Source organism: Arthrobacter sp. 01T425 (assembly GCF_056398725.1).
This window is the reverse complement of sequence record NZ_JBFTPY010000002.1, coordinates 237,648-264,127: the sequence shown is the minus strand read 5'-3', so window position 1 is coordinate 264,127 and position 26,480 is coordinate 237,648. Positions and strand designations below refer to the sequence as shown.

General features: G+C 68.8%; 25 protein-coding genes. 15 read left to right on the top strand and 10 right to left on the bottom strand.

Annotation, left to right across the window (positions count from 1 at the left end):
• The first annotated feature begins 35 nt into the window (after window positions 1-35).
• From AC1DNG_RS05050 to AC1DNG_RS05020, 7 genes are all read left to right on the top strand, one after another.
• A complete protein-coding gene (locus AC1DNG_RS05050) occupies window positions 36-338 on the top strand; it encodes a rhodanese-like domain-containing protein (RefSeq protein WP_476886779.1) in 303 nt (100 codons plus the stop codon).
• Between the two features lie 30 nt (window positions 339-368).
• Window positions 369-1,730, top strand: a complete 1,362-nt coding sequence (locus tag AC1DNG_RS05045; protein WP_476886778.1) for an MBL fold metallo-hydrolase — start codon at window positions 369-371, stop codon at window positions 1,728-1,730.
• 96 nt (window positions 1,731-1,826) lie between these two features.
• Entirely contained in the window at window positions 1,827-2,780 is a 954-nt protein-coding gene (locus AC1DNG_RS05040; protein WP_230010142.1) for a carbohydrate kinase family protein, read from the top strand.
• Between the two features lie 13 nt (window positions 2,781-2,793).
• Entirely contained in the window at window positions 2,794-3,306 is a 513-nt protein-coding gene (locus tag AC1DNG_RS05035; RefSeq protein WP_476886777.1) for a YbhB/YbcL family Raf kinase inhibitor-like protein, read from the top strand.
• Window positions 3,307-3,461: 155 nt separating this feature from the next.
• Window positions 3,462-4,280, top strand: a complete 819-nt coding sequence (locus tag AC1DNG_RS05030; protein WP_476886776.1) for an HAD family hydrolase — start codon at window positions 3,462-3,464, stop codon at window positions 4,278-4,280.
• A gap of 168 nt (window positions 4,281-4,448) precedes the next feature.
• Window positions 4,449-4,712, top strand: coding sequence for a hypothetical protein (locus AC1DNG_RS05025; RefSeq protein WP_476886775.1), 264 nt, complete (start codon window positions 4,449-4,451; stop codon window positions 4,710-4,712).
• Window positions 4,713-4,809: 97 nt separating this feature from the next.
• Window positions 4,810-5,652, top strand: coding sequence for a glycerophosphodiester phosphodiesterase family protein (locus AC1DNG_RS05020; RefSeq protein ID WP_476886774.1), 843 nt, complete (start codon window positions 4,810-4,812; stop codon window positions 5,650-5,652).
• 13 nt (window positions 5,653-5,665) lie between these two features.
• On the opposite strand, the gene AC1DNG_RS05015 is transcribed toward AC1DNG_RS05020, so the two are convergent.
• The gene (locus tag AC1DNG_RS05015) at window positions 5,666-6,595 is read right to left on the bottom strand and encodes an NAD(P)H-hydrate dehydratase (protein ID WP_476886773.1); all 930 of its coding nucleotides are present in this window, start codon (window positions 6,593-6,595) and stop codon (window positions 5,666-5,668) included.
• Window positions 6,579-7,340, bottom strand: a complete 762-nt coding sequence (locus AC1DNG_RS05010) for a histidine phosphatase family protein (protein ID WP_476886772.1) — start codon at window positions 7,338-7,340, stop codon at window positions 6,579-6,581. Before AC1DNG_RS05010 ends, AC1DNG_RS05015 begins: the two co-directional genes overlap by 17 nt.
• A 155-nt stretch (window positions 7,341-7,495) precedes the next feature.
• Here AC1DNG_RS05010 and AC1DNG_RS05005 point away from each other — a divergent pair, with 155 nt between their 5' ends.
• Window positions 7,496-8,620, top strand: coding sequence for a glycerate kinase (locus tag AC1DNG_RS05005; protein WP_476886771.1), 1,125 nt, complete (start codon window positions 7,496-7,498; stop codon window positions 8,618-8,620).
• 37 nt (window positions 8,621-8,657) lie between these two features.
• Here AC1DNG_RS05005 and AC1DNG_RS05000 read toward each other — a convergent pair whose 3' ends face one another.
• Window positions 8,658-9,365 (bottom strand): DUF6766 family protein, encoded by a 708-nt coding sequence (locus AC1DNG_RS05000; RefSeq protein ID WP_476886770.1) that lies wholly within the window; start codon window positions 9,363-9,365, stop codon window positions 8,658-8,660.
• Window positions 9,362-9,862, bottom strand: a complete 501-nt coding sequence (locus AC1DNG_RS04995; RefSeq protein ID WP_476886769.1) for a DUF6328 family protein — start codon at window positions 9,860-9,862, stop codon at window positions 9,362-9,364. Before AC1DNG_RS04995 ends, AC1DNG_RS05000 begins: the two co-directional genes overlap by 4 nt.
• Window positions 9,863-10,084: 222 nt before the next feature.
• Between AC1DNG_RS04995 and AC1DNG_RS04990 the strand changes: the two genes are divergently transcribed.
• A complete protein-coding gene (locus AC1DNG_RS04990) occupies window positions 10,085-11,002 on the top strand; it encodes an SDR family oxidoreductase (protein WP_476886768.1) in 918 nt (305 codons plus the stop codon).
• Window positions 11,003-11,074: 72 nt separating this feature from the next.
• Complete coding sequence (locus tag AC1DNG_RS04985; protein WP_476886767.1) at window positions 11,075-11,596, top strand: hypothetical protein; 522 nt, start codon at window positions 11,075-11,077, stop codon at window positions 11,594-11,596.
• A gap of 140 nt (window positions 11,597-11,736) precedes the next feature.
• Here the strand turns inward: AC1DNG_RS04985 and AC1DNG_RS04980 are convergent, their stop codons facing one another.
• Entirely contained in the window at window positions 11,737-13,092 is a 1,356-nt protein-coding gene (locus AC1DNG_RS04980) for a uracil-xanthine permease family protein (protein WP_476886766.1), read from the bottom strand.
• Window positions 13,093-13,323: 231 nt separating this feature from the next.
• Here AC1DNG_RS04980 and AC1DNG_RS04975 point away from each other — a divergent pair, with 231 nt between their 5' ends.
• From AC1DNG_RS04975 to AC1DNG_RS04965, 3 genes are all read left to right on the top strand, one after another.
• Window positions 13,324-13,929 (top strand): malonic semialdehyde reductase, encoded by a 606-nt coding sequence (locus AC1DNG_RS04975; RefSeq protein ID WP_476886765.1) that lies wholly within the window; start codon window positions 13,324-13,326, stop codon window positions 13,927-13,929.
• Between the two features lie 245 nt (window positions 13,930-14,174).
• A complete protein-coding gene (locus AC1DNG_RS04970) occupies window positions 14,175-14,744 on the top strand; it encodes a hypothetical protein (protein ID WP_476856101.1) in 570 nt (189 codons plus the stop codon).
• Window positions 14,745-14,917: 173 nt separating this feature from the next.
• A complete protein-coding gene (locus tag AC1DNG_RS04965; RefSeq protein ID WP_476886764.1) occupies window positions 14,918-16,066 on the top strand; it encodes a GGDEF domain-containing protein in 1,149 nt (382 codons plus the stop codon).
• A 1-nt stretch (window position 16,067) separates the two neighbouring features.
• On the opposite strand, the gene pgm is transcribed toward AC1DNG_RS04965, so the two are convergent.
• Window positions 16,068-17,717 carry a phosphoglucomutase (alpha-D-glucose-1,6-bisphosphate-dependent) gene (pgm, locus tag AC1DNG_RS04960; RefSeq protein ID WP_476886763.1) on the bottom strand — a complete coding sequence of 550 codons (1,650 nt, stop codon included), beginning with the start codon at window positions 17,715-17,717 and terminating at the stop codon, window positions 16,068-16,070.
• Between the two features lie 148 nt (window positions 17,718-17,865).
• Here pgm and AC1DNG_RS04955 point away from each other — a divergent pair, with 148 nt between their 5' ends.
• Window positions 17,866-18,573, top strand: a complete 708-nt coding sequence (locus tag AC1DNG_RS04955) for a DUF4190 domain-containing protein (protein WP_476886762.1) — start codon at window positions 17,866-17,868, stop codon at window positions 18,571-18,573.
• A 31-nt stretch (window positions 18,574-18,604) separates the two neighbouring features.
• On the opposite strand, the gene AC1DNG_RS04950 is transcribed toward AC1DNG_RS04955, so the two are convergent.
• The 3 genes from AC1DNG_RS04950 to AC1DNG_RS04940 all read right to left on the bottom strand — a co-directional run bounded on the left by AC1DNG_RS04950 (window position 18,605) and on the right by AC1DNG_RS04940 (window position 22,242).
• Window positions 18,605-19,459: a phosphotransferase gene (locus tag AC1DNG_RS04950; protein WP_476886761.1), complete on the bottom strand. Its 855-nt coding sequence runs from the start codon at window positions 19,457-19,459 to the stop codon at window positions 18,605-18,607.
• A gap of 4 nt (window positions 19,460-19,463) precedes the next feature.
• Window positions 19,464-20,969, bottom strand: coding sequence for a peptide MFS transporter (locus AC1DNG_RS04945; protein ID WP_218670209.1), 1,506 nt, complete (start codon window positions 20,967-20,969; stop codon window positions 19,464-19,466).
• Between the two features lie 127 nt (window positions 20,970-21,096).
• Window positions 21,097-22,242: an alcohol dehydrogenase catalytic domain-containing protein gene (locus AC1DNG_RS04940; protein WP_476886760.1), complete on the bottom strand. Its 1,146-nt coding sequence runs from the start codon at window positions 22,240-22,242 to the stop codon at window positions 21,097-21,099.
• 409 nt (window positions 22,243-22,651) lie between these two features.
• Between AC1DNG_RS04940 and AC1DNG_RS04935 the strand changes: the two genes are divergently transcribed.
• A complete protein-coding gene (locus tag AC1DNG_RS04935; RefSeq protein WP_476863696.1) occupies window positions 22,652-24,583 on the top strand; it encodes a sialate O-acetylesterase in 1,932 nt (643 codons plus the stop codon).
• 315 nt (window positions 24,584-24,898) lie between these two features.
• Here the strand turns inward: AC1DNG_RS04935 and AC1DNG_RS04930 are convergent, their stop codons facing one another.
• Window positions 24,899-26,374: an amidase gene (locus AC1DNG_RS04930; RefSeq protein ID WP_476859517.1), complete on the bottom strand. Its 1,476-nt coding sequence runs from the start codon at window positions 26,372-26,374 to the stop codon at window positions 24,899-24,901.
• Window positions 26,375-26,480: the final 106 nt, after the last annotated feature.

Here is a 26,480-nt window from a genome sequence, read left to right as displayed (position 1 = left end):
CGCCGGGCCGTCTGGCGCCCGCGAAAGGAACAGGCATGAAGAGCATTTCCGTCAAGGACCTGGCCGCCCTGGGCGATGCCACCGAAATCGTCGATGTCCGCGAGGAGGACGAATACGTCGCCGTCCGCGTTCCCGGCGCCCGGAGCATCCCGCTCTCACGGTTGGTCCAGTCCCTCGCCGAGGTCCCGGCCAGCGGCACCGTCTACGTCATGTGCGCCGCCGGGGGCCGCAGTGCCCAGGCCGCCACCTACCTGGAGGACCAGGGATACGACGCCGTCAACGTAACCGGCGGGATCATGAAGTGGCAGGACGAGGGACACCCCGTCAACCGGGGCTGACCTTCAAGGGCTGACCGCAGCGGAGGGACCATGGAAGTCATCGTCATCGAGACCCCGCAGCTCGGGGACCGCAGCTACCTGGTCCACGACGGCTCGGTGGCGCTGGCGATCGACCCGCAGCGCGACACGGACCGCATCGAGGCGGCCGCCCGTGACGCCGGGGTAGCCATCACGCACGTGGCCGAAACGCACATGCACAATGACTACATCACCGGCGGGCTGATCCTGGCCCGCGCCCACGGCGCCAGCTATCTCGTCAACGCCGCGGACGCCGTCGGGTTCGAGCGCACTCCCATCACGGACGGCCAAACGGTCCGCGTGGGCTCGCTTACGGTCAAGGCGGTCGCCACGCCGGGGCACACGCATACCCACCTGTCGTTCATCGTGGACGACGGCGGGAAGCAGGCCGTCTTCTCGGGCGGCAGCCTCCTGTATGGCTCGGTGGGCCGCACGGACCTTGTCGCCGAGGCGGACACGGTTGGCTTGACCCACGACCAGTACGCCTCGGTCCGTCGCCTCGCCGCAGAGGCCGGCCCTGACGCGGCGCTGTTCCCGACCCACGGATTCGGCTCGTTCTGCTCCTCCGGACCCGCCAGCGGTGCCCGGTCCTCCACCATCGGTGAGCAGCTTGCCGCCAACCACGCCCTGACGGACCCCGATGAGGACCACTTCGTCCGCCAGCTCATCGCCAACCTCACGGACCACCCCTCCTACTACGCGCACATGAGCCCGGCCAATGTCCGGGGCCCGGGCCCTGCCGAGCTGGCCGTTCCGGCATCGCTCGATGCCGCCGAACTCACCCGGCGCCTGGACGGCGGCGAGTGGGTGGTGGACCTGCGCCGGCGCGTGGCGTTCGCCAACAGCCACCTCAAGGGCAGCGTCAGTTTTGAGTATGGCTCCGGCTCCAGTTTCACCACCTATCTCGGCTGGGTGCTGCCGTGGCGCGAACCGCTGACCCTGGTGGGCTCGCGGGAAGACGTTGAGAACGCCATCCGCGACCTCGCCCGGATCGGCATCGAATCCCCCGACGCCGCGCTCGGTTCCGAGCCGCACGCCCTCGCCCCGCAGGCCGGCCTCGCCTCCTACCCGCGCGTGGGCTGGGACGGCATGCTCGCCGGCCGGGCGCCTGAGGACACTGTCCTGGACGTGCGCCGGGCCGACGAATTCGCTGCCGCCCGCGTGGTGGGCGCGGTCAACGTGCCGCTGCACGAACTGTTGCTGCGCCTCGGCGACATTCCCGCCGGGAAACTTTGGGTGCACTGCGGCTCCGGGTACCGTGCCGGGGTCGCCGCCAGCCTCCTGCAACGGGCAGGCCGGGACGTGGTCCACATCGACGCCAGGTTTGCCCATGCCGCGTCCGCGGGGATCGCGCTGGACACCACCGCGGCCTGAGCGCCGGCAGTGATGCCGGCAGTGACGCCGGCAGGGCGGAAGCGGGTCGGGGCGCAACACACGGCACCGGAGCGCATTCTCTGGCAGAGTATGGTCATGCTCACAGTTATTGGCGAGGGGCTGGTTGATGTTGTCCAGCGGTCCTCCGGCGTCCAGGCCCATGTCGGCGGCAGCCCCCTCAACGTGGCGGTGGGGCTGGCGCGGCTGGACCATCCGGTCCAGTTCATCGGCCGCTACGGCCGCGATGCGTATGGCGAGGCCCTGGCCGCGCACCTGAAGTCGAGCTCCGTGCTGCTCCCGCTGGGACCCGACGAGCTGCCCACCAGTGTGGCCTCCGCCCTGATCGACGACGCCGGCGCCGCCACGTACACGTTCGACCTCGCCTGGGAGCTTCCCGGCGTCGCGGCGCGACTGCCGTTCCTGCTCCAGGGAACCACGCTGCTGCACACCGGTTCGATCGCCACCATGCTGGCGCCGGGCGCCGCCGACGTGTTTGCCGCCGTCGAGCGCGCCCACCCGTCCGCCACCATCAGCTTCGACCCCAATTGCCGTCCCAGCATCATCCCGGACGTGGACTACGCCCGCGGGCAGGCCGAAAAGTTTGTGCGCCTCGCCGACGTTGTGAAGGCCTCCGACGAGGACCTCGAATGGCTCTACCCGGGCGTGGACCCGCTGGACTCGGCCCGCCGTTGGCAGGCGTTGGGCGGTTCCGAAGGGCCGGCAATGGTGGTGGTGACCCGCGGCAGCAAGGGGCCCTGGGGCATCAACGCCGCCGGTGAGGCGCAGTTCCCGGCCCCTGAGATCAACGTCGCGGACACAGTCGGCGCCGGGGATTCCTTCATGGCCGCGCTCCTGTCCGGCGTGGTGGATCTGGGCCTGGACGGGGCACAAAACCGCAAGGGCCTGCGCGAACTCTCAGCCGAAAGCCTCCGCGATGTCCTCGCCCATGCCTCCCGGGCAGCGGCGGTCACCGTGTCCCGCGCCGGCGCGAACCCGCCCACGCGCGCGGAACTGGCACGGATGGAAATGGGGGCCCAGCCCCTGCAGTGAGTGAAAGGCAGCCATGACACGGCACGATGTTCCGGTGTTCCCCGTCCGCAGTGAATCCTACGCGGAGGGCCAGACGCTCCCGGCCGCCCAGCGCAGCGGCAAAATGCGCGCCGGCGGCCGGGACGAATCCCCGCAGCTGAGCTGGAGTGGCGCCCCGGCCGGCACCAAGGGCTACGCGCTGACGATGTTCGACCCCGACGCCCCGGGGCGCGGCGGCTTCTGGCACTGGGCCGTGCTGGACGTCCCCGCCGACGTCACCTCGTTGCCGGCAGGAGCGGGCGCCGAGGGCGGCAGGCTCCTTCCCGCGGGCGCCATCCAGTTGAAGAACGACGCCGGATTCCATGGCTACCTGGGCGCCGCACCGCCTCCCGGACACGGGCCGCACCGGTACGTCATCACCGTCCACGCGCTCGACATCGCACCGTCCGGACTCAACGAGCACACCGCTCCGGGCAGCCTGGAGGCGAAGCTGTCGCAGCACACCCTGGGCCGGGGCACGCTGACCGGCATCTTCGAACGTCACTGAGCCCGCCGCCGCCCGCCGAGCCTGTCGCCCCTGTCGCCGAGTTCGCCGGAACCTCCCCAATTCGCCGTGATTGTCCGGCGAACCCGACGCGGTCCGGCGAACTCGGCGAATGCGGCCGCGAGGGCCTGCCGCCCCGGCGCACGTAGACTGGCACTATGCGGCTGGTAGCAAGTGACATTGACGGAACGATCCTCGGCCATGACGGCAAAATCAGCGACCGGACCGTCCGCGCGTTCCACGCCTGCCGCGACGCCGGGCTGGAACTGGTGTTCGTCACCGGACGGCCGCCGCGCTGGCTCCACCCCCTGCAGGACCAGCTGGGGCATGCCGGAACGGTCATCTGCTCCAACGGCGCCGTCGTGTGGGACCTCGAGGCCGACCGCCTGCTCTCGGCGCGGACACTGGACCTCGACGCCATGTTCGAGGCCCGCCGCATCATCAAGCGGCTGCGTCCGTCCGCGCTGTTTGCCGCCGAAACCCTGACCGGCTTCCATCTGGAACCGGGCTTTATCGAAAACGGCTCGAGCGAACTGCTCGCGGAATTCACCCCGGCCCCGCTTCACTCCACCCTCACGGAGGCGGACGCCGTGGCGAAGTTCCTGGCCATTGTCCGCGAAGGCACCGCCGATGAGTTCCTGGCCGAGGTGACGCCCGCCGTCGCCCATCTGGCCGCCGCGACGCACTCGGCGCCGAACATGGCGCTCCTCGAGCTGTCCCTGCCAGGCGTGAACAAGGCCGTGGCCCTGGCTGAATATGCGTCGTCCCTCGGCATCGGCGCCGCGGACGTGGTGGCATTCGGGGACATGCCCAACGACATCGAGATGCTTCGCTGGGCCGGGCACGGCTACGCGATGGCCAGCGGCCACCCGGAAGCGATCCGGGCCGCCGGCCGGCAGGCCCCGCACTTCGACGACGACGGCGTCGCCCAGATCCTCGAGTCAAAGCTCGCCGAACTCGGCGTCCGGCTGCCCTAAAACCCCGGTCCCGCACCCGCTCCCCACGCCCGCCCCGGCCCAGGTCCCCCCACCGGTCGCCCGGTTCCCGGCGGACACCGGATTCCCAGCTCGCGGTCAACTGGCGTTCACCTTGGCCTCCTAGGCTGGAAGCTCGCGACGAAACGTTTGACCGAGAATGGGGACATCATGGCCAGGCACCGACTCAACAACACGGACGAACAACCCCTGCACCCGGTGGAACCGGACCGGCACTGGAGGCAGCTGCGCCAGGGCGACCGCGTCAGCGTCCGGCTCGCCCCGGGCCTTGAGACCGGCGGGCTTGTGGACGCCGTGACGGCTGACCACAGCGTGGTCTGGGTCGACCTCGACGGCGGCCGCGGCCGCACGCTGCTGCACTGCAGCGACGGCGTCGAAATCCGCCAGCAGGCTGCTGACACCCCGTCCCGCTGAGGCCCGCTGACCCGGCCCCGCTGACCCGGCCCCGATGGGCCCGGCCCGCAAGCCCTGCTCGAGCCCCGGTCCAGGCAGACCAAGGTACGCTTCAGGAGTGACTGACCTGCACCCCTACTTTGCCCCCCGCGGGGATCGCGACGGCGGCCCGGAGGGCGCCGCCACCCCGGCCCCGGGCGGTTCCCGGGCGCCGCTGGCGCTGGCCCACCGGGGCTTTTCGCTGGACGGGCTGGAGAACTCGATGGCCGCGTTCCGCGCCGCCGTCGACCTCGGGTTCCGGCATCTGGAGACGGACGTGCACACCACGGCCGACGGCGTGTTGGTGCTTTTCCACGACAAGACCCTGGACCGGATCACGGAGGGCCGGGGCCAAATCGCTGACCTTCCGGCCTCAACTGTGGCCCGGGCCAGGATCGGCGGGACCGAACCGATCCCGCGGTTCGATGAGCTGATCGCTGCCTTCCCGGACGTCCGGCTCAATATCGACGTCAAGGACTGGAACTCCGTGGGCACCCTGGCCTCGGCGATCGAACGCCACGGACTGCACGACCGCGTGCTGGTGGCCAGTTTCTCGGACCGGCGGCGCCGGGCAGTGTTGAAGCAGCTGAGCCGTCCCGCCGCGGGCTCGGCCGGCATCGTGTCCAACGCCGTGTTCGTCCTGCTGGGCCCCGTGCTGCCGACGCCGCTGATGTCCGCCGTGGTGCGCCGGGCACTGCACGGAGTCCACGCCCTGCAGGTGCCCGTCCGCTACGGTGCCGTGCCGGTGGTGACGCCGGGCTTCATCCGGCGGGCACACCGGCACGGGCTGCAGGTCCACGTCTGGACAATCAACGAGCCCGCGGAAATGCACCGGCTGCTTGACCTTGGCGTCGACGGGATTGTCACGGACCGCGCGGACCTGCTCAAGTCGGTCCTCCAGGAGCGCGGAACCTGGTCCTGAAGGGTCGCTCCGCTCAGGCGGAGAGTTCCATCATGAGTGGCGGCAATTCGTCGGTGAGCTCCCGGGCGAGATAGCCCAGGCCGCCCAGCCGGCTGGCAAGGCGGTCTCCGGCCGCAGCATGCAGATGCGTTCCCCAGCAGGCGGCCTGCGCGTTGCCCGTTCCCCTGGCGCGGAGGCCGGTGATGGCGCCGGAGAGGACATCCCCGCTGCCCGAGGTGCCCAGCCCGCTGTGCCCTGTGGTGATCTCCCAGAGGCCGGCCCCGGACGTGGCAGCCCTGCCGGTGCTGCGGGGTTCTGCGATGGCCCCCTGACACGTGACCACGGCCCCGTATTTGTCGGCAACCTCAGGGAGCTGGCGGTGCAGGTCCTCGACCTCCCGCCCGAGCAGGATGCCCGCCTCCGTGACGTTCGGGGTCAGGATCAGCCGGCCGGCCCACGGCGCCAGTTCGGCTTCGAGCTCCGGGACGCTGGCCAGGGCAAAAGCATCCAGGACAATGCACGGCGGGCTGCCCGGGGTGGCCTTAAGGAGTTCGCGCAGCAGCGCCGTGGTCTGGTCCTTGTCGTCCAGGCCCGGCCCCACCAGGACGGCGTCGGCGGTTTCCAGCTCGGCGGCCAGGGACCCGGCGGCGGAACCGACCACAGTCCCGGCCGTCGTTTCCGGCAAGCCAAGGACGCCGGCTTCGGGCAGGGCGATGGCGAGCGGCACCGCCACGGACTCCGCCACGGCCAGGGTCAGCCGGCCAGCGCCCGCGCGGAGGGCGGCGACGCCGGCGAGCAACGCCGCTCCGGGCGTCTTGCGCGCGCCGCCGATCACCAGCACGGAGCCGCGGTCATCCTTTCCGGAGCCGCCGTCGGGGAGCGGCCAGGCCCGCAGCAAAGCAGGGGTGACGGCCTCGGCCTGGGGGCGGCGTTTCGCTTGCCGGGAGTTAGCGGGGGTGGGCATCGGCGTCTCCCGAGTGCTGGGTTACCGGGACACCTTCGCTCGTGAGGTGGTCGGCCATATTGAACCCCTCCAGCTGCCATTCCCCCCGGCCGCCGGGCCGGATGAAGCGGCTGACGGAGGCGTTGAGGATGGTGGACGCGGCCGCGATGTCCAGCAGCTGCTCCTCCGAGAGCCCCTCCAGGATGTAGCGGATGAGCAGGATCACGGCATCGTGGCAGACCAGCAGGACGCCCCCGCCCGGATGCCTGGTGTCGAGGTCGGCGAGCAGCGAGCGAAGCCGCAGCACGACGTCCGCCCAGGACTCGCCGCCCGGGGGCCGGTAGTAGAACTTGCCGAGCCACCGCCGCCGGCCGGCCTCCTCCGGGAGGCGGGCTTCCACCCCGGCCGAAGTGAGCATGTCCAGGATGCCGAGCTCACGGTCGCGCAACCGCTCATCGATCAGGATAGATGTTTGCCAGCCGCCGGTCTGGACGGCGAGTTCCGCGGTCTGGCGTGCGCGCAGGTAGGGCGAGGACCAGACTGGCGTGCGCCGGCCGTCCGGGTAGTCCGTGAGGAGTCTGCCCAGGGCCAGCGCCTGCTCCCGTCCCGTGTCCGACAATCCGACGTCCGCGTCCCGGGCCGGGACGTCAATGACATGCGCGCCGGCCTGCTGAGCCAGCGTGGCGGCAACGTTGCCCTGGCTTTCACCGTGCCGCACGAGCAGTAACTCGCTCACGCCCGGAACGCCGTGTCCATAGTGGCTCACCGTTCCCCCTATCCGTTGCTTTCCAACGTCGTCCTCTGCCGGGCGGGCCCGGGCTGGAATATGTGTGGCAGAAAGGTTACTCCCGGTGGCGCGGATTTGTCCCCTGCACCGGCGATCGAGCAACACCGGGGCCGCCGGGCTGGCAGGATAGAGCCATGCGCATCCTCATCGCCCCGGACAAGTTCAAGGGTTCCCTCACCGCCGTCGAAGCCGCCGCGGCCATTGCCGAGGGCGCCCTCCGCGTCTACCCCGAGGCCGACGCCATCCAGTTCCCGGTGGCCGACGGCGGCGAAGGAACCCTCGAGGCGGCCGTCGCGGCCGGCTACGAGGAACGGCTCAACGCGGTCGTCGGCCCGATCCTGGCCCCGATCGGTGCCGCGTGGGCCATCCGGGCGGATGCTTTCGGCGGCGCCACCGCGGTGATTGAAACGGCGCAGGCCTCAGGGCTGGCGCACATGGAGCCCACACCGGCCAACGCCCTGCGCGCCCACAGCTACGGCTGCGGCCAGCTGATCGCCGCCGCACTGGACGCCGGTGCCACGGAAATCGTGCTGGGCGTAGGCGGTTCGGCCATGAGCGACGGCGGCAGCGGGGCCCTCCGCGCCCTCGGACTCAAGCCGTTGGACGCCGCCGGCAACGTGGTGCCCCTCGGCGGCGGGTGGCTTGCCGACGTCGCGTCCGTGGACATCAGCGGCCTCGACCCGCGGCTGGCCGGGGTGAAGTTCCGGATCGCCGTCGACGTCCAAAACCCGCTGTTCGGCAGTGACGGCGCGGCACACGTGTTCGGACCGCAAAAAGGCGCCGACGCCGATGCGGTGGAACTGCTCGACGCCGGCCTGCGCAACTGGGCTTCGGTCCTGCGCCAGAGTACCGGCCGGGACGTCAACGTGCCCGGCGCCGGGGCGGCCGGCGGGTTCCCGGCGTCGTTCCTGGCCTTCAGCACGGCCGCCCTGGAAGGCGGCTTCGAGCTGGTGGCCGGCCTCACCGGGCTGGACGCGAAACTCGCGGTGGCTGATTTGGTCATCACCGGAGAAGGCTCCATGGACAGCCAATCGCTGACAGGCAAGGCGCCGATCGCCCTCGCCGATGCCGCGCAGGCCCTTGGCATTCCGGTGGTAGTGGTGGCCGGACGGATCCTCGTCACCCCGGAGGACCTTGCCCGCCACGGCGTGGTGGCCGCGGCACAGCTGCTGGACGTCGCCGGCAGCCCCCAGGACGCAATAGCAAACGCCGCAAAGTACCTTACCTGGGTCACCAGCCAGGTCCTCGAAGGCGCCTGACGCGCCTTCCTGACGCCCGTGCCGGCGGGCCTGCCGTCTAGGCGCCGGTCTCGTAGTGCGGTTCGGCCACGGGTTTGGACTCGGGGGAGCCTTTCTCGCGCAGGTATACCGAGGCGCCCACCAGGACCGCCACGGCGAGGAACTCGCTTTGCCAGTTCTGGAAGGACTCGAACCAGAATCGGCTCGTCGCCAGATAGCCCAGCACCGTCACGGTGGGCTGGCCGTGCGCCTGCTGGTCACTGTTGTAGTCCTCCGCGCCGCCAACCGCGTGCAGGGCGATCGACGCCAGGAACAGCAGGAGGAACATGAGCGAAAGCGAGTGTTCATAGAGCTTGAGGACCCAGCCGCCGCGCCGCACCGGCCACGGCGTGGACTCCTTGAGCTTTGCTTGCCGGGGATCCTCATCCTGCGGGGCGGTCCGGCCCACCGGCTTGGACTCGGAGGACCCCTTCTGGAACAGGAAGACGGTGAGGATGACGTACATGCCCATCTGCAGGAATTCCGACTCCCAGTTCTCGAAAGTCGCCTCCAGGAAGTTCCCGGTGCCAAGGTACTGCAAGACGGTCACGGCAGGTTCGCCGTGGGCCTGCTGCTCGTCGCTGTAGGTGCTTGCCCCGCTCAGGACCATGCCGCCGAAAAACACGACGAACAGCCCGATGTTGGCCAGAAGCAGTCCATGTTCCTTGACCCACTTGCCCATGGTTCCCGTGCCTGCGGTGTGGCGCTCATGTGAAACGTTTGTCATAGCGACTCCTCTTTGCGGGCCCGTCGACGGATCCAGGCAGGGACAAGTACCAGCAGCAGCACCAGCACGGCGAGCAGTCCGACGCCGGCGATCAAGCCCGCCGTCCGGCCTACGGTGACATCGAAGATGAGTGAGGTGGTGCCCACGCTCAGCAGACCTACCCCGGTCAACGAAAACCTGACGATGATGTCCGCGCTGCTCACGAGGGCCTGCTTCAGCCCTTGCCGGAACAGCCGGCGGTGCACGCTCACGGGCAGCAGGATCGTGGCCGTGGTCAGGGCGGCCAGGACGACGTTGGCGAGATACAGGCGGGTCTGGTAGTCATCGAGCGTCTCGAAGCGCGACTGGAACGGCAGCGTCAGGAGAAAGCCGGCGAGAATCTGGACGCCGGTCTGGAGTACGCGCAGTTCCTGCAGCAGTTCGACCCAGTTGCGGTCCATCCGCTCGGCAAGGGACTCGTCCCTGCCGTCGTTCTTCGGCGCTACTGGGCCAGTCATCGGTACTCCTCCGCAAAATCCTCAAACCAAGGGAACCCGCCGCAGCACGCGGCCCCACCCTCAACCTAGGCTTGAGAGTTGCCAAAAACAAGTTGGTACTAAGCTTGCTGACGATATTGTGGTTAGGGTAGAAACTGATTACTTCGCTGGGATGGATTCAGCGGGCCCAGGCCCCATGGGACCGATGAACATCCTGGAAACCGACACGTTGTTAGGCGGACTATGAGCGACTCAAGCGAACGGCAGGATCAGCCCAAGCAGCCCGAACAGCCGCGCGATCCGCGCGCCGGCTACCATTCCGGCCCGTTCCCGGAACAGGTCCAGAAGCAGCCCGGCCTCACCGCGCCCATGGAGCCCAAGCCGGACCACGGCGAGGAAAGCTACCGCGGCAGCGGTGCCCTGAGCGGCAAGGCCGCCCTGATTACCGGCGGCGACTCCGGGATCGGCAGGGCGGTGGCAATCGCCTTCGCCCGTGAGGGGGCCGACGTCGCCATCTCCTACCTGCCGGAGGAAGAAGACGACGCGCAGGACACCGCCGAGTGGATCCGAAAGGCCGGCCGCAAGGCCCTGCTGCTCCCCGGCGACGGCCGCAGCGAGGACTTCGCGGCGGACATCGTGAAGGCGACGCTGGCCGAATTCGGGCGCCTCGACGTCCTGGTGCTCAACGCGGCCTACCAGAAGAACCGCGAGAGCTTCGAATCACTGCCCACCGAAGAGTTTGATCGAGTTTTCAAAACCAATCTGTACTCCCTGCTCTGGACGGCCCGTGCCGCGGTCCCGCATCTGGAAGCGGGAGCGTCGATCATCACCACTGCATCAATCCAGGCCTTCAACCCGTCCCCGGAACTCATTGACTACGCCATGACCAAGGCGGCCCAGGTGGCTTTCACCAAAGCCCTGGCCCAGGAGCTCGGGCCCAAGGGGATCAGGGTCAACGCCGTGGCCCCGGGTCCCATCTGGACACCGCTGATTCCGGCCACCGAATGGCCCGACAAGCTCCTGTCCTTCGGCCAGGACACGCCCCTGCAGCGGGCGGGGCAGCCGGCGGAGCTCGCGGCCGCCTATGTCCTTCTCGCCTCCGACCACGGTTCCTACATTTCCGGAGCCGTGCTTCCGGTCACCGGAGGCAAGGGTCTCTGAACCCGCTCCGGACCCGTCCACTGCCAGCTAGTCCCATTTCCAGCACCAGTTTCCAGTACCAGGAGGAATGACATGACTGAAAACCAGCAGGATCCCAAGTCCCTCACCGAGGAAGCGGGCGGCTACGGCACGCCGACCGCCGAGCAGGAGATGGGCGGCGATGGGAAGAAATTTGCCCAGCCCCGCGAGGAGGAGGCCTTCGACGCCGCCGGGCTGAACCAGGACAGCCCCGACGGCGAGACGTATCCGGCCGGCGCGCCGGACCTGAGCCAGTTCGGTGCAGAAGACCAAGACAGTGCAGGAGAACCCGGAGCAGGACGCTTCGGAGGAGCGGAGGAACAAATGAGTTCAGAAAACGCCAGCGCAACCCCCGGCTTCGACCCGGACGCCTCGGAGAATTCCGAGGCGGCAGTGCCGTCGTCGGAAGCGGAGATGGACGGTGCCAACACGGAAGAGCCCGACGCCGGGCGGCCCTTCTCCTCTGAGTCCGGACAGGACGCGGCGGGGCTGCCGGACGGCTCCGGGACGGACCTGCCGGAGAACAAGTCGCCGAAGGACCGCGACGATGACAAGGACGCCTTCGACGCCGGCTAGGCCCGGGCCCGTCGCGCCCCGCCGCCACCGGCGCTGCCGGCCGTGACAGCGAAAAGGCCGGACTCCTGCCCCTGGGCGGAGTCCGGCCTTTCTCGTCGGGCGGGATTGCCCGCTCGCCGCGCGCTTCCCGGCGGCGTTCTCTAGCGGCGCTTCTTGGGGGAGCGCTTGACGGCTGCCTTGACCGCGGCCGTCGAAGCCGCGGCCGGCGCGGGATCTTCGGTTTCCGGTTCGGCCACCGTGCCGCGCACCTTCGCGATCGCCTTCATGCCGTGGTAGATCACCAAGGCCGCGGCCGAGCCGAGCGCAATCCCGGTGAACTTCAAGTCGCCGATGGTCCAGGTGTAGTCGGCAATCCCGACAATAAGGGCGACGGCGGCCGTGGTCAGGTTGATCGAGTTGGAGAAGTTCACCCTGTTCTGGACCCAGATTTTCACGCCCAGCACGCCGATCATGCCGTACAGCATCGTGGCCGCGCCGCCCAGGACGCCGGCGGGGACGGTGGCGATAAGCTCGCCAAACTTCGGCGAGAAGCTCAGGATCACCGCGAAGCCGCCGGCCACCCAGTACGCCGCCGTCGAATACACCTTGGTGGCGGCCATGACGCCGATGTTCTCGGCGTAGGTGGTCGTCCCGGACCCGCCGCCAAGACCGGCAAGTACGGTGGCGGCGCCGTCGGCCAGCAGCGCGCGGCCGGAGACGCCGTCGAGGTTCTGCCCCGTCATGGCGGACACGGATTTCACGTGGCCGATGTTCTCTGCCACCAGCACCAGTACGACCGGCACGAACAGGCCCACGACGCCCAGGTGGAATTCGGGGGTCTGGAAATGCGGCAGGCCCACCCACCCAGCACTGTCCACCTTGGAGAAGTCCACCTCGCCCCGGATCATCGCAACAAGGTAGCCCACCAGGACACCCACCAGGATGCTCAGCCGGCCCAGCATGCCGCGGAACAGCACGCTGACCACGATGATGACGGCCAGGGTGATGAAGGCGGTGACGGGGGCCTGGTCGAAGTTGGCCTTCGCCGCGGGTGCCAGGTTCAGGCCGATCAGCGCCACGATCGCGCCGGTCACGATCGGCGGCATGACCCGGTTGATCCAGCCGGCGCCGAACTTCTGCACTACGGCGCCGACGACGGCGAGGGTCGCGCCCGCCAGGACCACGCCGCCGAGTGCCCCGGGGACGCCGAACTGCTGCTGGGAAGCCATGATCGGCGCGATGAACGCGAAGCTGGAACCGAGGTAGCTGGGCACCCGTCCCTGCGTGATGACCAGGAACAGGAGCGTGCCAATGCCGGAGAAGAACAGGGTGGTGGCTGGCGGCATTCCCGTGATGATCGGGACCAGGAAGGTAGCACCGAACATGGCCACAACATGCTGCATCCCGATCCCTACCGTCAGGGGCCAGGTGAGCCGCTCATCCGGCCTGACGACCTCACCGGGGCGGACGGACTTGCCGTTGCCGTGGAGCTTCCATTTGGTGCCGAGCATGCTCATGCCGGGAGCCTTTCAGAGAATGTGGGGCGGGCGGGAAGGAATCTTCCCGAGCAACTTTACCGCGCAGCATTTACCGGCCGTCCCGTCGGGCCGGCGTGCTGCGGGCCGGGCCGGTGTGCCCGAGGTCACAGGGCGCAGCGGGAAGCAGGCGCCGTCCGTTGAAGTTGCAACTATTGACAGCAGGAGACGCCGGCCGCCCAAGAGTGCGCCGGCCCAGCGAAAGGGATGCCCATGACACTCGCCCACGATGAAGCAGTAATCGAGGCAGCCGCCGTCGACGCCATCTTTGCCGAAGCCCGCACGGCGAACGCCTTCACCGGCGACGTCACCGACGAGCAGGCCCGCGCGATTTACGAACTGACGAAGTTCGGCCCCACGGCGTTCAACTCCCAGCCGCTGCGCGTTACGTACGTGCGCTCCGACGAAGCCCGCGCCACGCTTGTTGATGCGCTGGCCGCCGGAAACCGGGCCAAGACGGCATCAGCGCCGCTCGTCGCGGTCCTGAGCTACGACACCGCGTGGCAGGACCAGTGGGACGCGTTCCTTCCCGGCTACAACGCCCCCAAGGCCATGTATGACGCCGCGCCGGATCTCGCCGCGGCCACGGGCAACAACAACGCCCACCTGCAGGCCGGCTACTTCATCCTCGCGGTCCGCACCCTGGGCCTCGCGGCAGGTCCCATGACCGGTGCCGACTTCGCCAAGATCGACGCTGCGTTCTTCCCCGACGGGCGCCAGAAGAGCTTCCTGGTGGTCAACATCGGCCAGCCCGGGGCAGACGCCTGGGGCGAAGCCAAGCCGAAATTCGCCTACGAGGACGTCGTCCGCACCGTCTAACAGCCTGCGGCGCCGTTCTCCGGCACTGTAATCCCGCGGAGGTGCCTGCGGCACTGTCCTCCCGCGGAGGTGCCTCCGGCACCATGGGGGACAGGCCGGAGGCACGCGGGATGCGATTCTGCGGTTCAGCGCAAGGCCCACATCCAAGGCCACTTCCCATTTTAGTCCGCGCCGTCGCCGCCGGCACTGTGAGTTTGCGGCGCCCGCCCGGCCCCGGAGGCGCCGCGGCGTGGCACACTTTTCCCATGCGGAACCTGATCGCGGTGGCCTTCGTGGAACCAGTAGCCGAAGGGCTCGAGTTTCCCCGGGATGACTGGCCGCTGCATCTCACCCTGGTCAAGTTCGACGTGGTCAAGGCCGGCGTCGTGAAGTCCGACGTCGTCGAACCCGGCCAGGAAGCCCGCGCCGAACCCGCGCCGGGCACGCCGCCGGCCGCGGGCGATCCGCTCGCCGGCCACATCGCCGCCCTCATGGCGGACCCGGTGGCCGCTGCCCTGGGCTGCCGGATCAGCGTGGGCGGCGAAGCCGGGTTCGGGCGCGCAGGGTCAATCCCGGTCAACCTGATTGAACCCAGCGACGAGCTGCAGGTCCTCCACAACAAGCTGGTCCGGATCGTGGATCAGCTGCCCGGCCGGATCTCCACGCCTGCCTACACCCTGGAGGGGTACCGGCCGCACGTCTCGCACCACGGCGACAAACGGCTCCGGCAGGGCGACACGTTCGCGCTTGACCGAATAGCGCTCGTGGACATGGCGCCCGACGGCGGGCACGCCACGCGCCGGATCCTGAAGTTGTGGACCGCCGGCCAGGCGTAGGCGAGGCGCCAGAACGGCGTCTTGGGAGGGCCCGGCGTCATATCCGCGACGCCGGCGCTGGATTCCTGCGGGCCGGGTGCCATACTTGGGTCAACTTCGGCAGCTATTCGAGGGTTATTCGAAGACGAAGTGAGTATTTCGGGCAAGTCACAGCGGACCGGGGGGACCACTAAATGATGCTTGACGCCGCGACACTGCGGGTTGCCTTGGCGCTTGTCGACCTCACACTGCTCATGCTTTTCTACTTCATTACGTTCCGGCGCACCCGGTCGCACTACAGCGGCTGGTGGTGCATGGCGCTCCTGCTGTTCCTGGTCGGCAACGCCGCGTACCTGCTGGACGGTACGGCGCAGCAGGGGTGGGCCATCCCTGCCGGCAACGTCCTGCTGGTCGCCGGTGCCGCCAGCATCTGGGCCGGCGGACGATCCCTCCGTGCCCCCTCCCTCCGGCCTTGGCAGCTCGCGGCCGGTCCTGCCGCCACCGCCGTCGCTTCCTTCCTCGGCCACCCGGCCACCAACGTCTGGGCGGGAGGCCCGGTGTACCTGGGATTCATGGCCGTGTTGATCGGCCTGGCATCCCGGGAGCTGTTCCTGCTCGAGCGCGACTACTCGCGCGTCCACCGTCCCCTCGCCGTGGGCGCCGGCATCCTGGCCGTGTTCTACCTGGGCCGCCTGGTCGCTTTCCTGGCGAACGGACCGGACGGTGCGGTCTTCACGTTGGTGTTCGGCTCCGTCCCCATGACCGTCTTCTCGACGATCACGCTCGTGGTTGCTTCCTTCACCATGGCCGAGCTGAGCTACGAACAGCAGACCCAGGATCTCCGGGCACGGGCCACCGTGGACGGCCTCACGGGCCTGCTCAACCGTTCTGCGTTCCTGGACCTCGCCGAAAACGAACTGCGCCGTTTGCGCCGGACCGGCACCACGGCATCGATCATCCTCGCGGACCTGGACCACTTCAAGGCCATCAACGATCAGTTCGGCCACTCGGCCGGAGACTCCGCTCTGCAGGCCTTTGCCAGGGCCTGCTCCGGCACCGTCCGCTCCACCGACCTCGTGGGCCGTTACGGCGGCGAGGAATTCATCCTCCTGCTGCCTGGCGTCACGCCGGACCGGGCACGGGAAATCGCTGCCGACATCAGCGTCCGGCTCCATCAATCCGGCTCCGCAGTCATTCCCCGGCTGCCCACCGTGAGCTACGGTATCGCGTCCACCGGCGCCGGCCCGGGCGGCCTCGACGCCGCAGTGATCTCGGCCGACGCGGCCCTCTACCAGGCAAAGACGCTTGGCAGGGACCGCGCCGAGTTGGCCACCGGCGGCTGAACTACGAGATAACCCCGTCCACCAGCGCCTTCGCCTCGGCCTGGACCTGCTTGAGGTGCTCGGTACCCTTGAAGGACTCGGCGTAGATCTTGTAGACGTCTTCCGTGCCGGAGGGCCGGGCCGCGAACCAGGCGTTTTCGGTAACGACCTTGAGGCCGCCAATCGCGGCGCCGTTGCCCGGCGCTTCGGTCAGTTTGGCCGTGATCGTTTCGCCGGCCAGTTCGGTCGCGGTGACGTCCGACGGCGAGAGCTTGCCCAGCGCCGCCTTCTGCTCCCGGGTGGCGGCCGCGTCGATCCGGGCGTAGACGGGGTCGCCGAACTGGTCGGTGAGGCCCTTGTACAGCTGCGACGGTGATTTGCCCGTCACCGCCGTGATCTCCGAGGCCAGCAGAGCCAGCAGGATGCCATCCTTGTCGGTGGTCCAGACGCTCCCGTCCATCTTGTTAAAGGAGGCACCGGCGGATTCCTCGCCGCCGAAGGCGCCCTCTCCGGACAGCAGCCCGGGGACGAACCACTTGAAGCCCACGGGCACTTCGACAAGTTTGCGGCCCAGGCTCTCGGCCACGCGGTCGATGATGGATGAGGAAACCAGGGTCTTGCCGATCACGGACTGCGGGTTCCAGCCGGTCCGGTGCCGGTACAGATAATCGATGGCGACGGCGAGGTAGTGGTTTGGGTTCATCAGCCCGCCGTCCGGGGTGACGATCCCGTGGCGGTCGGCGTCGGCGTCGTTGCCTGTGGCGACGTCGAACTTGGCGCCGTCGGACATGCGGTTGATCAGGGACGCCATCGCCGACGGCGAGGAGCAATCCATCCGGATCTTCTCGTCCCAGTCCAGCGTCATGAAAGCCCACTGCGGGTCGACGGTGGGGTTGACCACGGTGAGGTTCAGGTGGTGGCGCTCACCGATCTCGCCCCAGTAGTCCACCGACGCTCCGCCCATCGGGTCGGCGCCGATCCGGACGCCCGCCTCGCGGATCGCGTTGAGATCCAGTACCGACGGGAGGTCGTCGACGTAGCTGCTCAGGAAGTCGAACTTGCCGGTGGTCCCGGCGGCCAGGGCCTCGGCCACCGGAATCCGCTTGACGCCGCGCAGGCCGTTTTCCAGCAGCTCGTTGGCGCGGTTGGCGATCCAGCCGGTGGCGTCGGTGTCCGCGGGGCCGCCGTGCGGAGGGTTGTACTTGAATCCGCCGTCGCCCGGGGGGTTGTGGCTGGGGGTCACCACGATGCCGTCGGCCTGCGGCGCGCCAGGGGCGGCATTGCGGTTGTGCGTCAGGATGGCGTGGCTCAGGGCAGGGGTGGGCGTGTAGCCGTGGCGGGCGTCGATGAGGACGTGCACGCCGTTGGCTGCCAGCACCTCGAGGGCGGAGTTTTGTGCGGGCTCGCTCAGGCCATGGGTGTCCTTGGCCATGTAGAGGGGGCCGGTGATGCCCTGGCCTGCCCGGTATTCCACGATCGCCTGCGTGATGGCGAGGATGTGGGGTTCGTTGAAGGACGCCTTCAGGCTCGATCCCCGATGCCCGGAGGTGCCGAAGGCCACCCGCTGGCCCGGGTCCGAGAGGTCCGGCGAAATGTCGTAGTACGCATCCAAAAGCGCAGTGAGGTCAACAAGGTCTTGGGGTTGGGCAACTGTGCCCGCGCGGCTAGCCATGGCACCAGCATGCCAGACGAGGGCGGGGTGCAACACGGTTTCGCGCCAAACCCGCTCCTGTGGCGAAAGAAAACCCGCCAATAGGCCCGGTCCCAAGCCAACCGTGCGGCGGTACTCTGGATCCAGAGACTTCTTGAGGGGACAAGCCATGACTGAACAGCCAAAACAAGGCAAAGACGAGACCCCGGAGGGCTACCAGCCGACCCTGCGCCTCCCGGACCAGCAACCCGACGTTTCGCCGGGGCAGGCACCACCCGCCGGCCAGGATCAGGGACCGTCGGCGACGCAGCAGTTCGCGCAACCCGAATCCCCGCAGCAGCCCTACCCGGGCCAGCAGCCTCACACAGGCCAGCAGCCTCACACTGGCCAGCAGCCCGACACGGGCGAGCAGCCCCACGTCGGACAGCAGCCCCACGTCGGACAGCAGCCCTACACCGGACAACAGCCCTACACCGGCCAGGCGGCACCTGACCGCGGCCAGTACTCAAGCCCGTACCCCCCGATCTACGGCCAGCCGGCCGCCCCGTATGGCCAGCCGTCGCCGTATGCCCAGCCGGGCAGCCCCAACGCCTACGGCCAGCCCGCGTACTACGGCGCGCCGCCGTCGCCCAAGAGTCTGAGCATCGCCAGCATGTGCTGCGGAATCGCGGCACTGGTGGGATTCGGATTCTTCCTGCTCCCACAGCTGGCCGCCGTGATTCTGGGGCACATGGCCCTGCGCCGCGAACCGGCCGGCCGGGGCATGGCGATCGCCGGCCTGGTGATGGGTTACGTGGGCATCGCCGTCACCATCCTGGTCCTGGTCATTTTCGGACTGGTCATCGGCACCGCGCGCAACAGCGGGTACGGAGCCTAGGTCTGCCCTGTGGCGCCGGAGCCGCGCCTGGTCAGGTTGTCAGCGCGGCCACCAGGGGCTTCGCGTTGGCCTCAAGCCAAGCGCGCCGGCGGTTGATCTGGCCGCCCACGCCCTCCTGCCACATCCGCGCCCAGCCGCCGCCCAGGGCGGCGGCGTTGTGCCGCATCCGCTCGTAGCTGAGCGCCGCGGCGTCGATCCCGGCGCCGGGCAGCCGGCGTCGTTCATCCTCGCTCCAGCCGTAGGCATCGGCGAAGATGCGCAGCCGGCGGAACGGATTCTGGTCTTCCCAGCCCGGCCACCTATCTGACGGGTCGCGGAGCGGCACCCAGTGCATGGCGGTGTTGAGCGAATCGTGAAGTGCCGTGGCGGGTCCGGCGAGGTCGAAATCCACCAGTCCCGCGGCCAGGCCGCCCCGGACCACCACATTCTGGGGTGTCACGTCCAGGTGGCAGATGAGTCCGGCGGCGTCGGCGGGGTTTGGCCGCACCGGCCGGGGCGGAAACGCGTGGGCCCGCGGCACGAAGCCGGCGGACGCGGTGTGCAGACGCCGCACCAGGCGGGCCACGGAGGCCAGCAGGTCCTCGGACTGCACCCAGGATTCCGGCGGCGTCCCGGCGCAGTCTCCCGGCACGAAGGTCAGGACGTCCCGGCCCTGCGGGTCGCGGCCGAGGAAGCGGGGGGAGCCCGCAAAACCGGCGTCGTCCAGCCAGTCGAGGTACTCGGCGACGGCGAGGGATTGCGGCTGGTGCGGGCGGCGGATGGTTCCGCCAACCCGCACCACGCCGTCGGTGACATCGCCTGCCGGCATGAGTTCGACGTCGGACGCCTCGCCGGGGGCGGGGGTGTAGACGCGCGAAGCAACCGGAACGCGATGTGCGGTGCTCATCGGGTCAGCGTACGCCGCCCATGAGCTTCTTGATCGCCGGTGAGGCGACCGCCAGGCCCACAGCCAGCAGCATTGCGGTTCCGCCGATGCCGATGAAGTAGGGCAGCTCGTCCTGCGGGTTGTACAGGCCGGACAGGATGCCGGCCAGGGTGGTGCCCAGGGACACCGAGAGGAAGAACAGTGCCACCATCTGGGTGTGGAAGGCCTTGGGCGCCAGCTTGGTGGTCACAGACAGGCCGATGGGGGAAAGGAACAGCTCTGCAAGCGTGAACAGAAGCAGGATTCCAACCAGAGCCAGCAGAGGGGTCTTGCCACCGCCGGCCAGCGGGATGAACGCCAGGAAAGCAAGGCCCATCACGAACAGGCCGATCGAGAACTTCAGGGCCGAACCGGGCTGCTTGCGGCCGAGCCGGGTCCAGAGGGCGGCCATGATGCCGGCGAAGATGATGATGAACACCGGGTTGATGGACTGGACCCAGGCGGCAGGCATTTCCCAGCCGAACAGGTTCCGGTCCAGCTTCTCCTCCGAGTACACGGCGATGAAGGTGAACTGCTGCTGGAACAGGGCCCAGAACGCCGCGGAGGCGATGTACAGCGGGATAAACGCTGCGACCCGTCCGCGCTCGGTGGGGGTGACCTTCTTGCTGCTGAAGATCAGCGCGAAGTACAGCACCGACGCGCCGATTGCGGCGTAGGCCATGGACATGGCCAGGTTTTCGGCGTTCACCGTGCCGGTCACGAGCAGCACGGCGATGATCACGGCGATGCCGGCGAAGACGAGGCCGTAGCGGGTGCGCTGGGCGGCCGGGAGCGGGTTCGGTACCCGGTGTGCTTCTTCGGGCAGCTTCTTGCGGCCCAGCGAGTAGATGACAAGGCCAATGGCCATGCCGACGGCGGCGGCGCCGAAGCCCCAGTGGAAGCCCTGGCTTTCCTGCAGCCAGCCGGTGACCAGCGGGCCGATCAGCGCACCGGCGTTGATGCCCATGTAGAAGATGGAGAACCCGGCGTCGCGGCGTTCGTCCTTCTCCCCATACAGGCTGCCGACGAGGGCGGTGGCATTGGCCTTCAGGCCGCCGGAGCCGACGCCCACCAGCACCAGTCCGGCGATCAGGCCGGGTATGCCGGGCACGAGTGCCAGCCCGATGTGGCCGGCCATGATCAGGACGGCCGCGCCGAACAGCACCCGCTCGGACCCGAAGAGCCGGTCCGCGAGCCAGGCGCCGAGGATTGTGGAGAGGTAGACGCCGCCGCCGTAGGCGCCGACGAGGCCGGCCGCCAAAGCTTGTGGAATCTCAAGGCCACCCTGGGCAGCCGTGAAGTACATGTAGTAAAGGAGGATCCCCTGCATTCCGTAGAAGGAGAAGCGCTCCCACATCTCTACGGAGAAAAGGCTGGCCAGCATCTTTGGGTGGCCAAAAAACGAGGTGTCGCCCGGTGTCTTGGTGGGGGGACGTAACGAGGGATCGCCCGGCGTTATAGCGGGGGGATTGGATAAATGAGTTGTGCTCATTTACTTAATGGTGACATTGTGACGCGCGATTGTCACATTCGAGCAGGCTCGAGGCAAGCAACCGCGGCCGTGTTTTGCCTCTCTTTCCGCCGGTTTCGCGGGGCGTTCCGGGCTGGGCGGCTGTGTCCTAGACGGGCTCGTCGGCGGGCTCCTGGGCGGGCTCGCTGGCGTCGAACATAATGATCTGCCGGATGGCGAGGCCGTCCGCCAGCTGGTCCATGGCCCGGTTGATATCGGCCAGGGCGATGCGGTCCGAGATCAGCTCCTCGACGGGCAGTTTCCCGTCCCGCCACAACTGGGCGTATCTCGGGATGTCCCGCGACGGGACGGCGGAGCCCAGGTAGCTGCCCACGATCGTCCGGGCTTCGGCGGTGACGGTCAGCGGTGCCAGCTGGGCGCGGGCCTCGGGGGAGGGCAGTCCCGCCGTGACGGTGGTGCCGCCGGGGGAGGTGGCGGCAAAAGCGGTCTCGAACGCGCGGGAATTTCCCGCGCACTCGATCACGAACCTGGCTTTGACCCCGGCGTCGAGGACCTGCTGCGGGGTGTATGTCTCGTGGGCGCCGAGGCGGCGGGCGTGATCGAGTTTCTGCTCCAGCGTGTCCACAGCGACAATCCGCGAGATTCCTTGCGAGACGGCGGTGATGAGCGCCGCCATGCCCACCCCGCCGAGGCCGACGATCATGATGCTGTCCTGCGGGCGGGGCCGGGCCGCGTTGAGCACCGCGCCGCCGCCGGTCAGCACGGCGCAGCCCAGCACCGCCGCGATGTCCGCGGGGATGTCGTCGTCCACCGGCACGGCGGAAGCGCGGTCCACGACGGCGTGGGTGGCGAAGCCTGAGACGCCAAGGTGGTGGTGGACGGGCTCGCCGTCGCGGCTCAGGAGCCGGGATCCGTGCAGCAGGGTCCCGTCGTTGTTGCTCTTGGACCCTGCCGTGCAGGGCAGCCGGCCGTCCTCGGCGCAGTTCGCGCAGTTCTCGCAGCGGGGCAGGAAGGACATGACCACCCGCTGGCCGGGCTGCAGGTCCGTGACGCCGGAACCGACCGTCACGATGCGGCCCGCGGCCTCGTGGCCCAGCAGCATGGGAACGGGCCGGACCCGGTTGCCGTCGACGACGCTCAGGTCCGAATGGCAGATTCCGGCGGCCTCCATCCGGACAAGGATCTCGGTGGGCCCGGGAGCCGCCAGTTCCAGCTCGGAGATGCTGATCGGCCTGGACTCCGCGAAAGGGCGGGGGCGGCCGATTTCCTCAAGTACTGCACCGGTGATCTTCATCGATCCTCTTTCGCGGCCTGGTCGGGTTTGAGTGAACGATAGCCGCCTGCCGCCGCCAGCGTCCATTTGGGGGGCTGGGGAGGTCCGACGGCGGCCGCGGGCTTGGGGTGGCTGGGGGTGCGGCGGTTTCGCGGAGGGCAGCCAGCCACCGCCGCGGGCAAGAAAACCTCAAGGTGACTGCGCCAAAGTGTGAACCATGGCTGGTTGGGGAAAGCTCTGCCGTCCCCCGGACTCGGCAGAGCCGGCAGTGATGACAGTGCCCTCCTCAACAACGGCCTCTATCCTGCGGCTGTTGCCCCGGTGGCACTGGGCCCCGGAACCGCCGGGAAGGTCTGCGACGTCGGTCCACGACCGGCGGTTTCACCGGTTGCTGATCGGCCTGTCGGTATGCGTGCTGATGATCGCGGGCATGGTGCCGGCGCAGGCCGCAAAGGCCATCACCACTCTTCACGTCTTTCTCGCGGTCGGTCAATCGAACATGTCGGGGCGGGGCGTTCCCGTCCTCGGCCTGGCAGACACGGCGGCAGACCCGCGTATCTTCCAGTACGGAGCGAAAACCCGCACGTTCCGTTCGGCCTCCGTCCCGCTTGACATGCTCGACACCCCCAGCGGCATTTCTCCGGCGACGACGATGGCCAGGGAGTATTTGAAGACCCAGCCCGCCGACGTCGGAGTCCTCATCATCCCCGCGGCACACGGCGACACCGCATTCACGGCAGCGCCGGGGACATTGACCTGGTCAGTCGGGGCGGCTTCCGCGCCGGGCTATGACCTGCCCGCGCTGGCGGTCAAGCAGACGTTGAGCGGTATTGCGGCGGCGAAGGCGGCCGGGTACGCGGTGGACCTCAAAGGGATCCTGTGGCACCAGGGCGAGAGTAACTCCGCCACAACCACCGCCATATACAGTGCGAGCCTGGACCGACTCATTGCCTTCTTCCGCAGTCGGCTGTCCGCGCCGACGCTGCCCTTTGTCGTGGGACGCATGTCGCCGGAAAGCATAGCGAGTGTGCCTGGCCGGGCCAACGTGGACAAGAGCCACTACCAAACCCCAGACCGCGTGGCCTATACAGGATTCGCGCCATCGATGGCCTGCGCCCTGAACCCGGGGGACTCCACCCACTTCTCGCGGACGGGGGTCGAATACCTGGGGCGGGCATTTCTTGCCGCGTATTGGCAGGCGATCGCGAACACCCGGGCGTCGCCGATCGCCACACCGGCCCTCAGCGTGCCCAACTGTGCGGGCCGGGCCATCGCCATCGACCCAACACGATTCCTGGACACCAGGATTTGGCCGGGCCGGGTGGCAGCGGGCAAGTCGGTAACTTTCCGCGTCGCCGGCGTCCGCGGCGTACCGGCGAATGCGTCCGCGGTCGCCGTGAACCTGACGGTGACCTCGGCGACGTCGTCCGGCGTCATCACCGCCTATGCCTCCGGGACATCCAAACCGGACACCCCGAACTTGAACTATGTTGCGGGGCAGACTGTTTCCAACCTCGCCATGGTCCCGCTTGGCACCGACGGCCGGCTGACCCTGACCAACACCTCGTCCGGGACCGTGCATCTGATCGCCGATGTGTCTGCGTACTTCCATGACGGCACACCGACAGCGCCGGGCGTTTTCAGTGCCGTCAAGCCCACCCGGCTGCTGGACACGGGTTCCTCCTCCGGGGCCGTCGCCGGCGGACGGACGGTGTCCTTCAAAGCCGGCGGCACGACGGGTATCCCGGCCAATGCCTCGGCGGTGGTCCTGAGAATCACGGCATTCGGGACGAAGTCGCTCGGCTACCTGACCGCCTACGCCACGGGGTCCCCGATGCCAAGCACTTCCAATTTGAACTACTCCGCGGGACAGACCGTGTCCAACGGTGTTGTGGTTCCCGTCGGGACCGACGGGAAAGTGACGGTGGCAAATACGTCGTCCGGATCGGCACAGATCATCGCAGACGTCACCGGGTACTTCCTACCCGGCAAACCTACACAGGTAGGGGCCCTGCGAGCCTGGAGCCCCACGCGGTTCCTGGACACGCGGGTCACCTCCGGCCCCGTCGCGGCGGGCGGTTCAGTCACTGTCCACGTGCGCGGCGTCAAGGGGATTCCCACCACCGTGGCCGCCGTGGTAGTCAACCTGACCGTCACCGAGTCCAAGTCCATCGGATACCTCACTGCGTTCGCCTCGGGCTCGTCCACGCCGAACGCCTCGAACCTCTCCTACCAGCGTGGTCAGGCGGTTGCTAACCTCGCTGTGGTCCCGGTGGGGCCGGACGGCAAGGTCAAGATCACGAATACCTCGAGTGGCTCGGTGCAGATCATCGCCGACGTTGCGGGCTACTTCCGCGGGTAGGGCTGCGGTCCGTCGAGGGCGAGTTGGTTGAGTTCCTGGGCCTCACCGGGGGACATGCTCATTCTTGGCGCCCGGGCGTGGACATGATGGCATTATGTCCACCCGCCTCGGCTACGGGCGGACATGTCCGTGATGAGCGCTGGACATGTCCATTGCGCGGCGTGAAGGGCGGGCGGGTCCGGTGCGCGGCGTGCGGAATGGGCATGTCCCGACTGGTGGAGGACGGACATGTCCGGTGCCCGATGTGAGTTCCGGACATGTCCCCTGCGCGGCGTCAGGAGTGGGCATGCCCACGGGTGAGTGCCGGGTCCACGGCTAGAAGCCCAATTGGGCGGCCACCTGCAGCAGGAGCCCCTCGGAGCCCATCGGCCCGATCACCTGGATGCCCATCGGCAGGCCGGAACCAGGGGCGCCGCCGGTCCAGTGCACCGGGATGCTGATGGCCGGCAGCCCGCAAACGTTGACCATGGATGACCATGGAGCGTACTCGCACTGTTTGCGGTAGTCGCCGTCGGCGTCGCCCGCCCATTCCGCGGTTGGCCAGTAGCCTCCGCCGTGGGTCGCGCCCGTGAACCAGCCCACCGGACGGGGTGTCTGCGCCAGGGCCGGCGTCACTATGAGGTCCCATTGGGCGTACTGGACAATCGTGTCCTGCTGGAACTGCCGGAGGAACCCGAGGGATTCGTTGAGTCTGGCTGCACTGCGCTGCTGTGCCCGCCGGCGGAAAGTCCTGGTGAGCGGCGTCAGGAGCGCCTCGCGCTGCGGCGAGATGCGCGCGCTGCCAATGCCGGCCGTCCAGGCTGTGGTGAAAGCATCCGGGTAGCGGTTGTCGTAGCGAATCGCGGCTTCCATCGTCTCGTGCCCCGCCGCCTCCAGCCGCGAGATGCCGTCCGCGAGTGCGTCGAGCGCCTCACTGTCCGGGATGAAGGGAAACTTCGCTTGCCACGGGCTGTCGAGACTTATGCCGATCCTCAGCGGTCGGGGCTCCCTGGCGGTCAGTTCGAGGTAGCCGGCGTGCGTCCGGCTGCCCATGCCCGGAACGCCCGCACCCTGTTCGCCCGCACCCTGATTGTCCGGGCCCGGCACCAGAGCATCCAGCAGCAGCGCGGCGTCGGCGGCGGAGCGGGCGAGCGGTCCGGCAACCACGAGCTGCGCGGGATCGCCCGAGCTTTCCCCGGCCGGCAGAAGCCCACGTCCGGGCTTCAACCCGACCAGTCCGCATGCCGCGGCCGGGATCCGCACGGAGCCCCCGCCGTCGGACCCGGGGGCGAACGGCAACAGCCCCGCGGCCACCGCGGCAGCGCTGCCGCCCGAGGAGCCGCCCGAACTGCGGCTGAGTGCATACGGATTGCGCGACGGCGGGGCGATCCGGTTCTCGCTGTAGGCGGTCAGGCCGAACTCCGGGACTTGTGTCTTGCCCAGCGAGAGGACCCCGGCGGCCTTGAGCGCGGCGGGAACTGCGCCGTCGGCCAAGGCCGGCTTGCGTTCCAGGGCCGCGCTTCCATGCGTGGTGACGACCCCGGCCACATCCGTCAGGTCCTTGAAGGCGACCGGCATTCCGTGCAGCAGGGGCAAGGCGCCGCCGTTCCGGCTCCGGAGGGCGTAGCGCCGGTCAGCTGCCGTGGCGTCTTTCCGCGCCTGTTCCGCGGTGACCGTGATGAAGGCACCGAGGTGCGGATTCTCGGCTTCGATCCGGTCCAGGAAATGATCGGCGGCGGCCCTGGCGGACAGTTCCCCGGAACGGAGCGCATCGCGGAGCTCGACGGCGGAGAGTTCGTGGATTTCAGCCAAGGAGGCGGGACTCCGGCCGTACCTGGGGCCGCGAGGGCCGGCTGCCCGGGGGACATGCCCCTTCCTGGGACCGGCGGAAGGACACGTTGGCATCATGCCCAGCGCG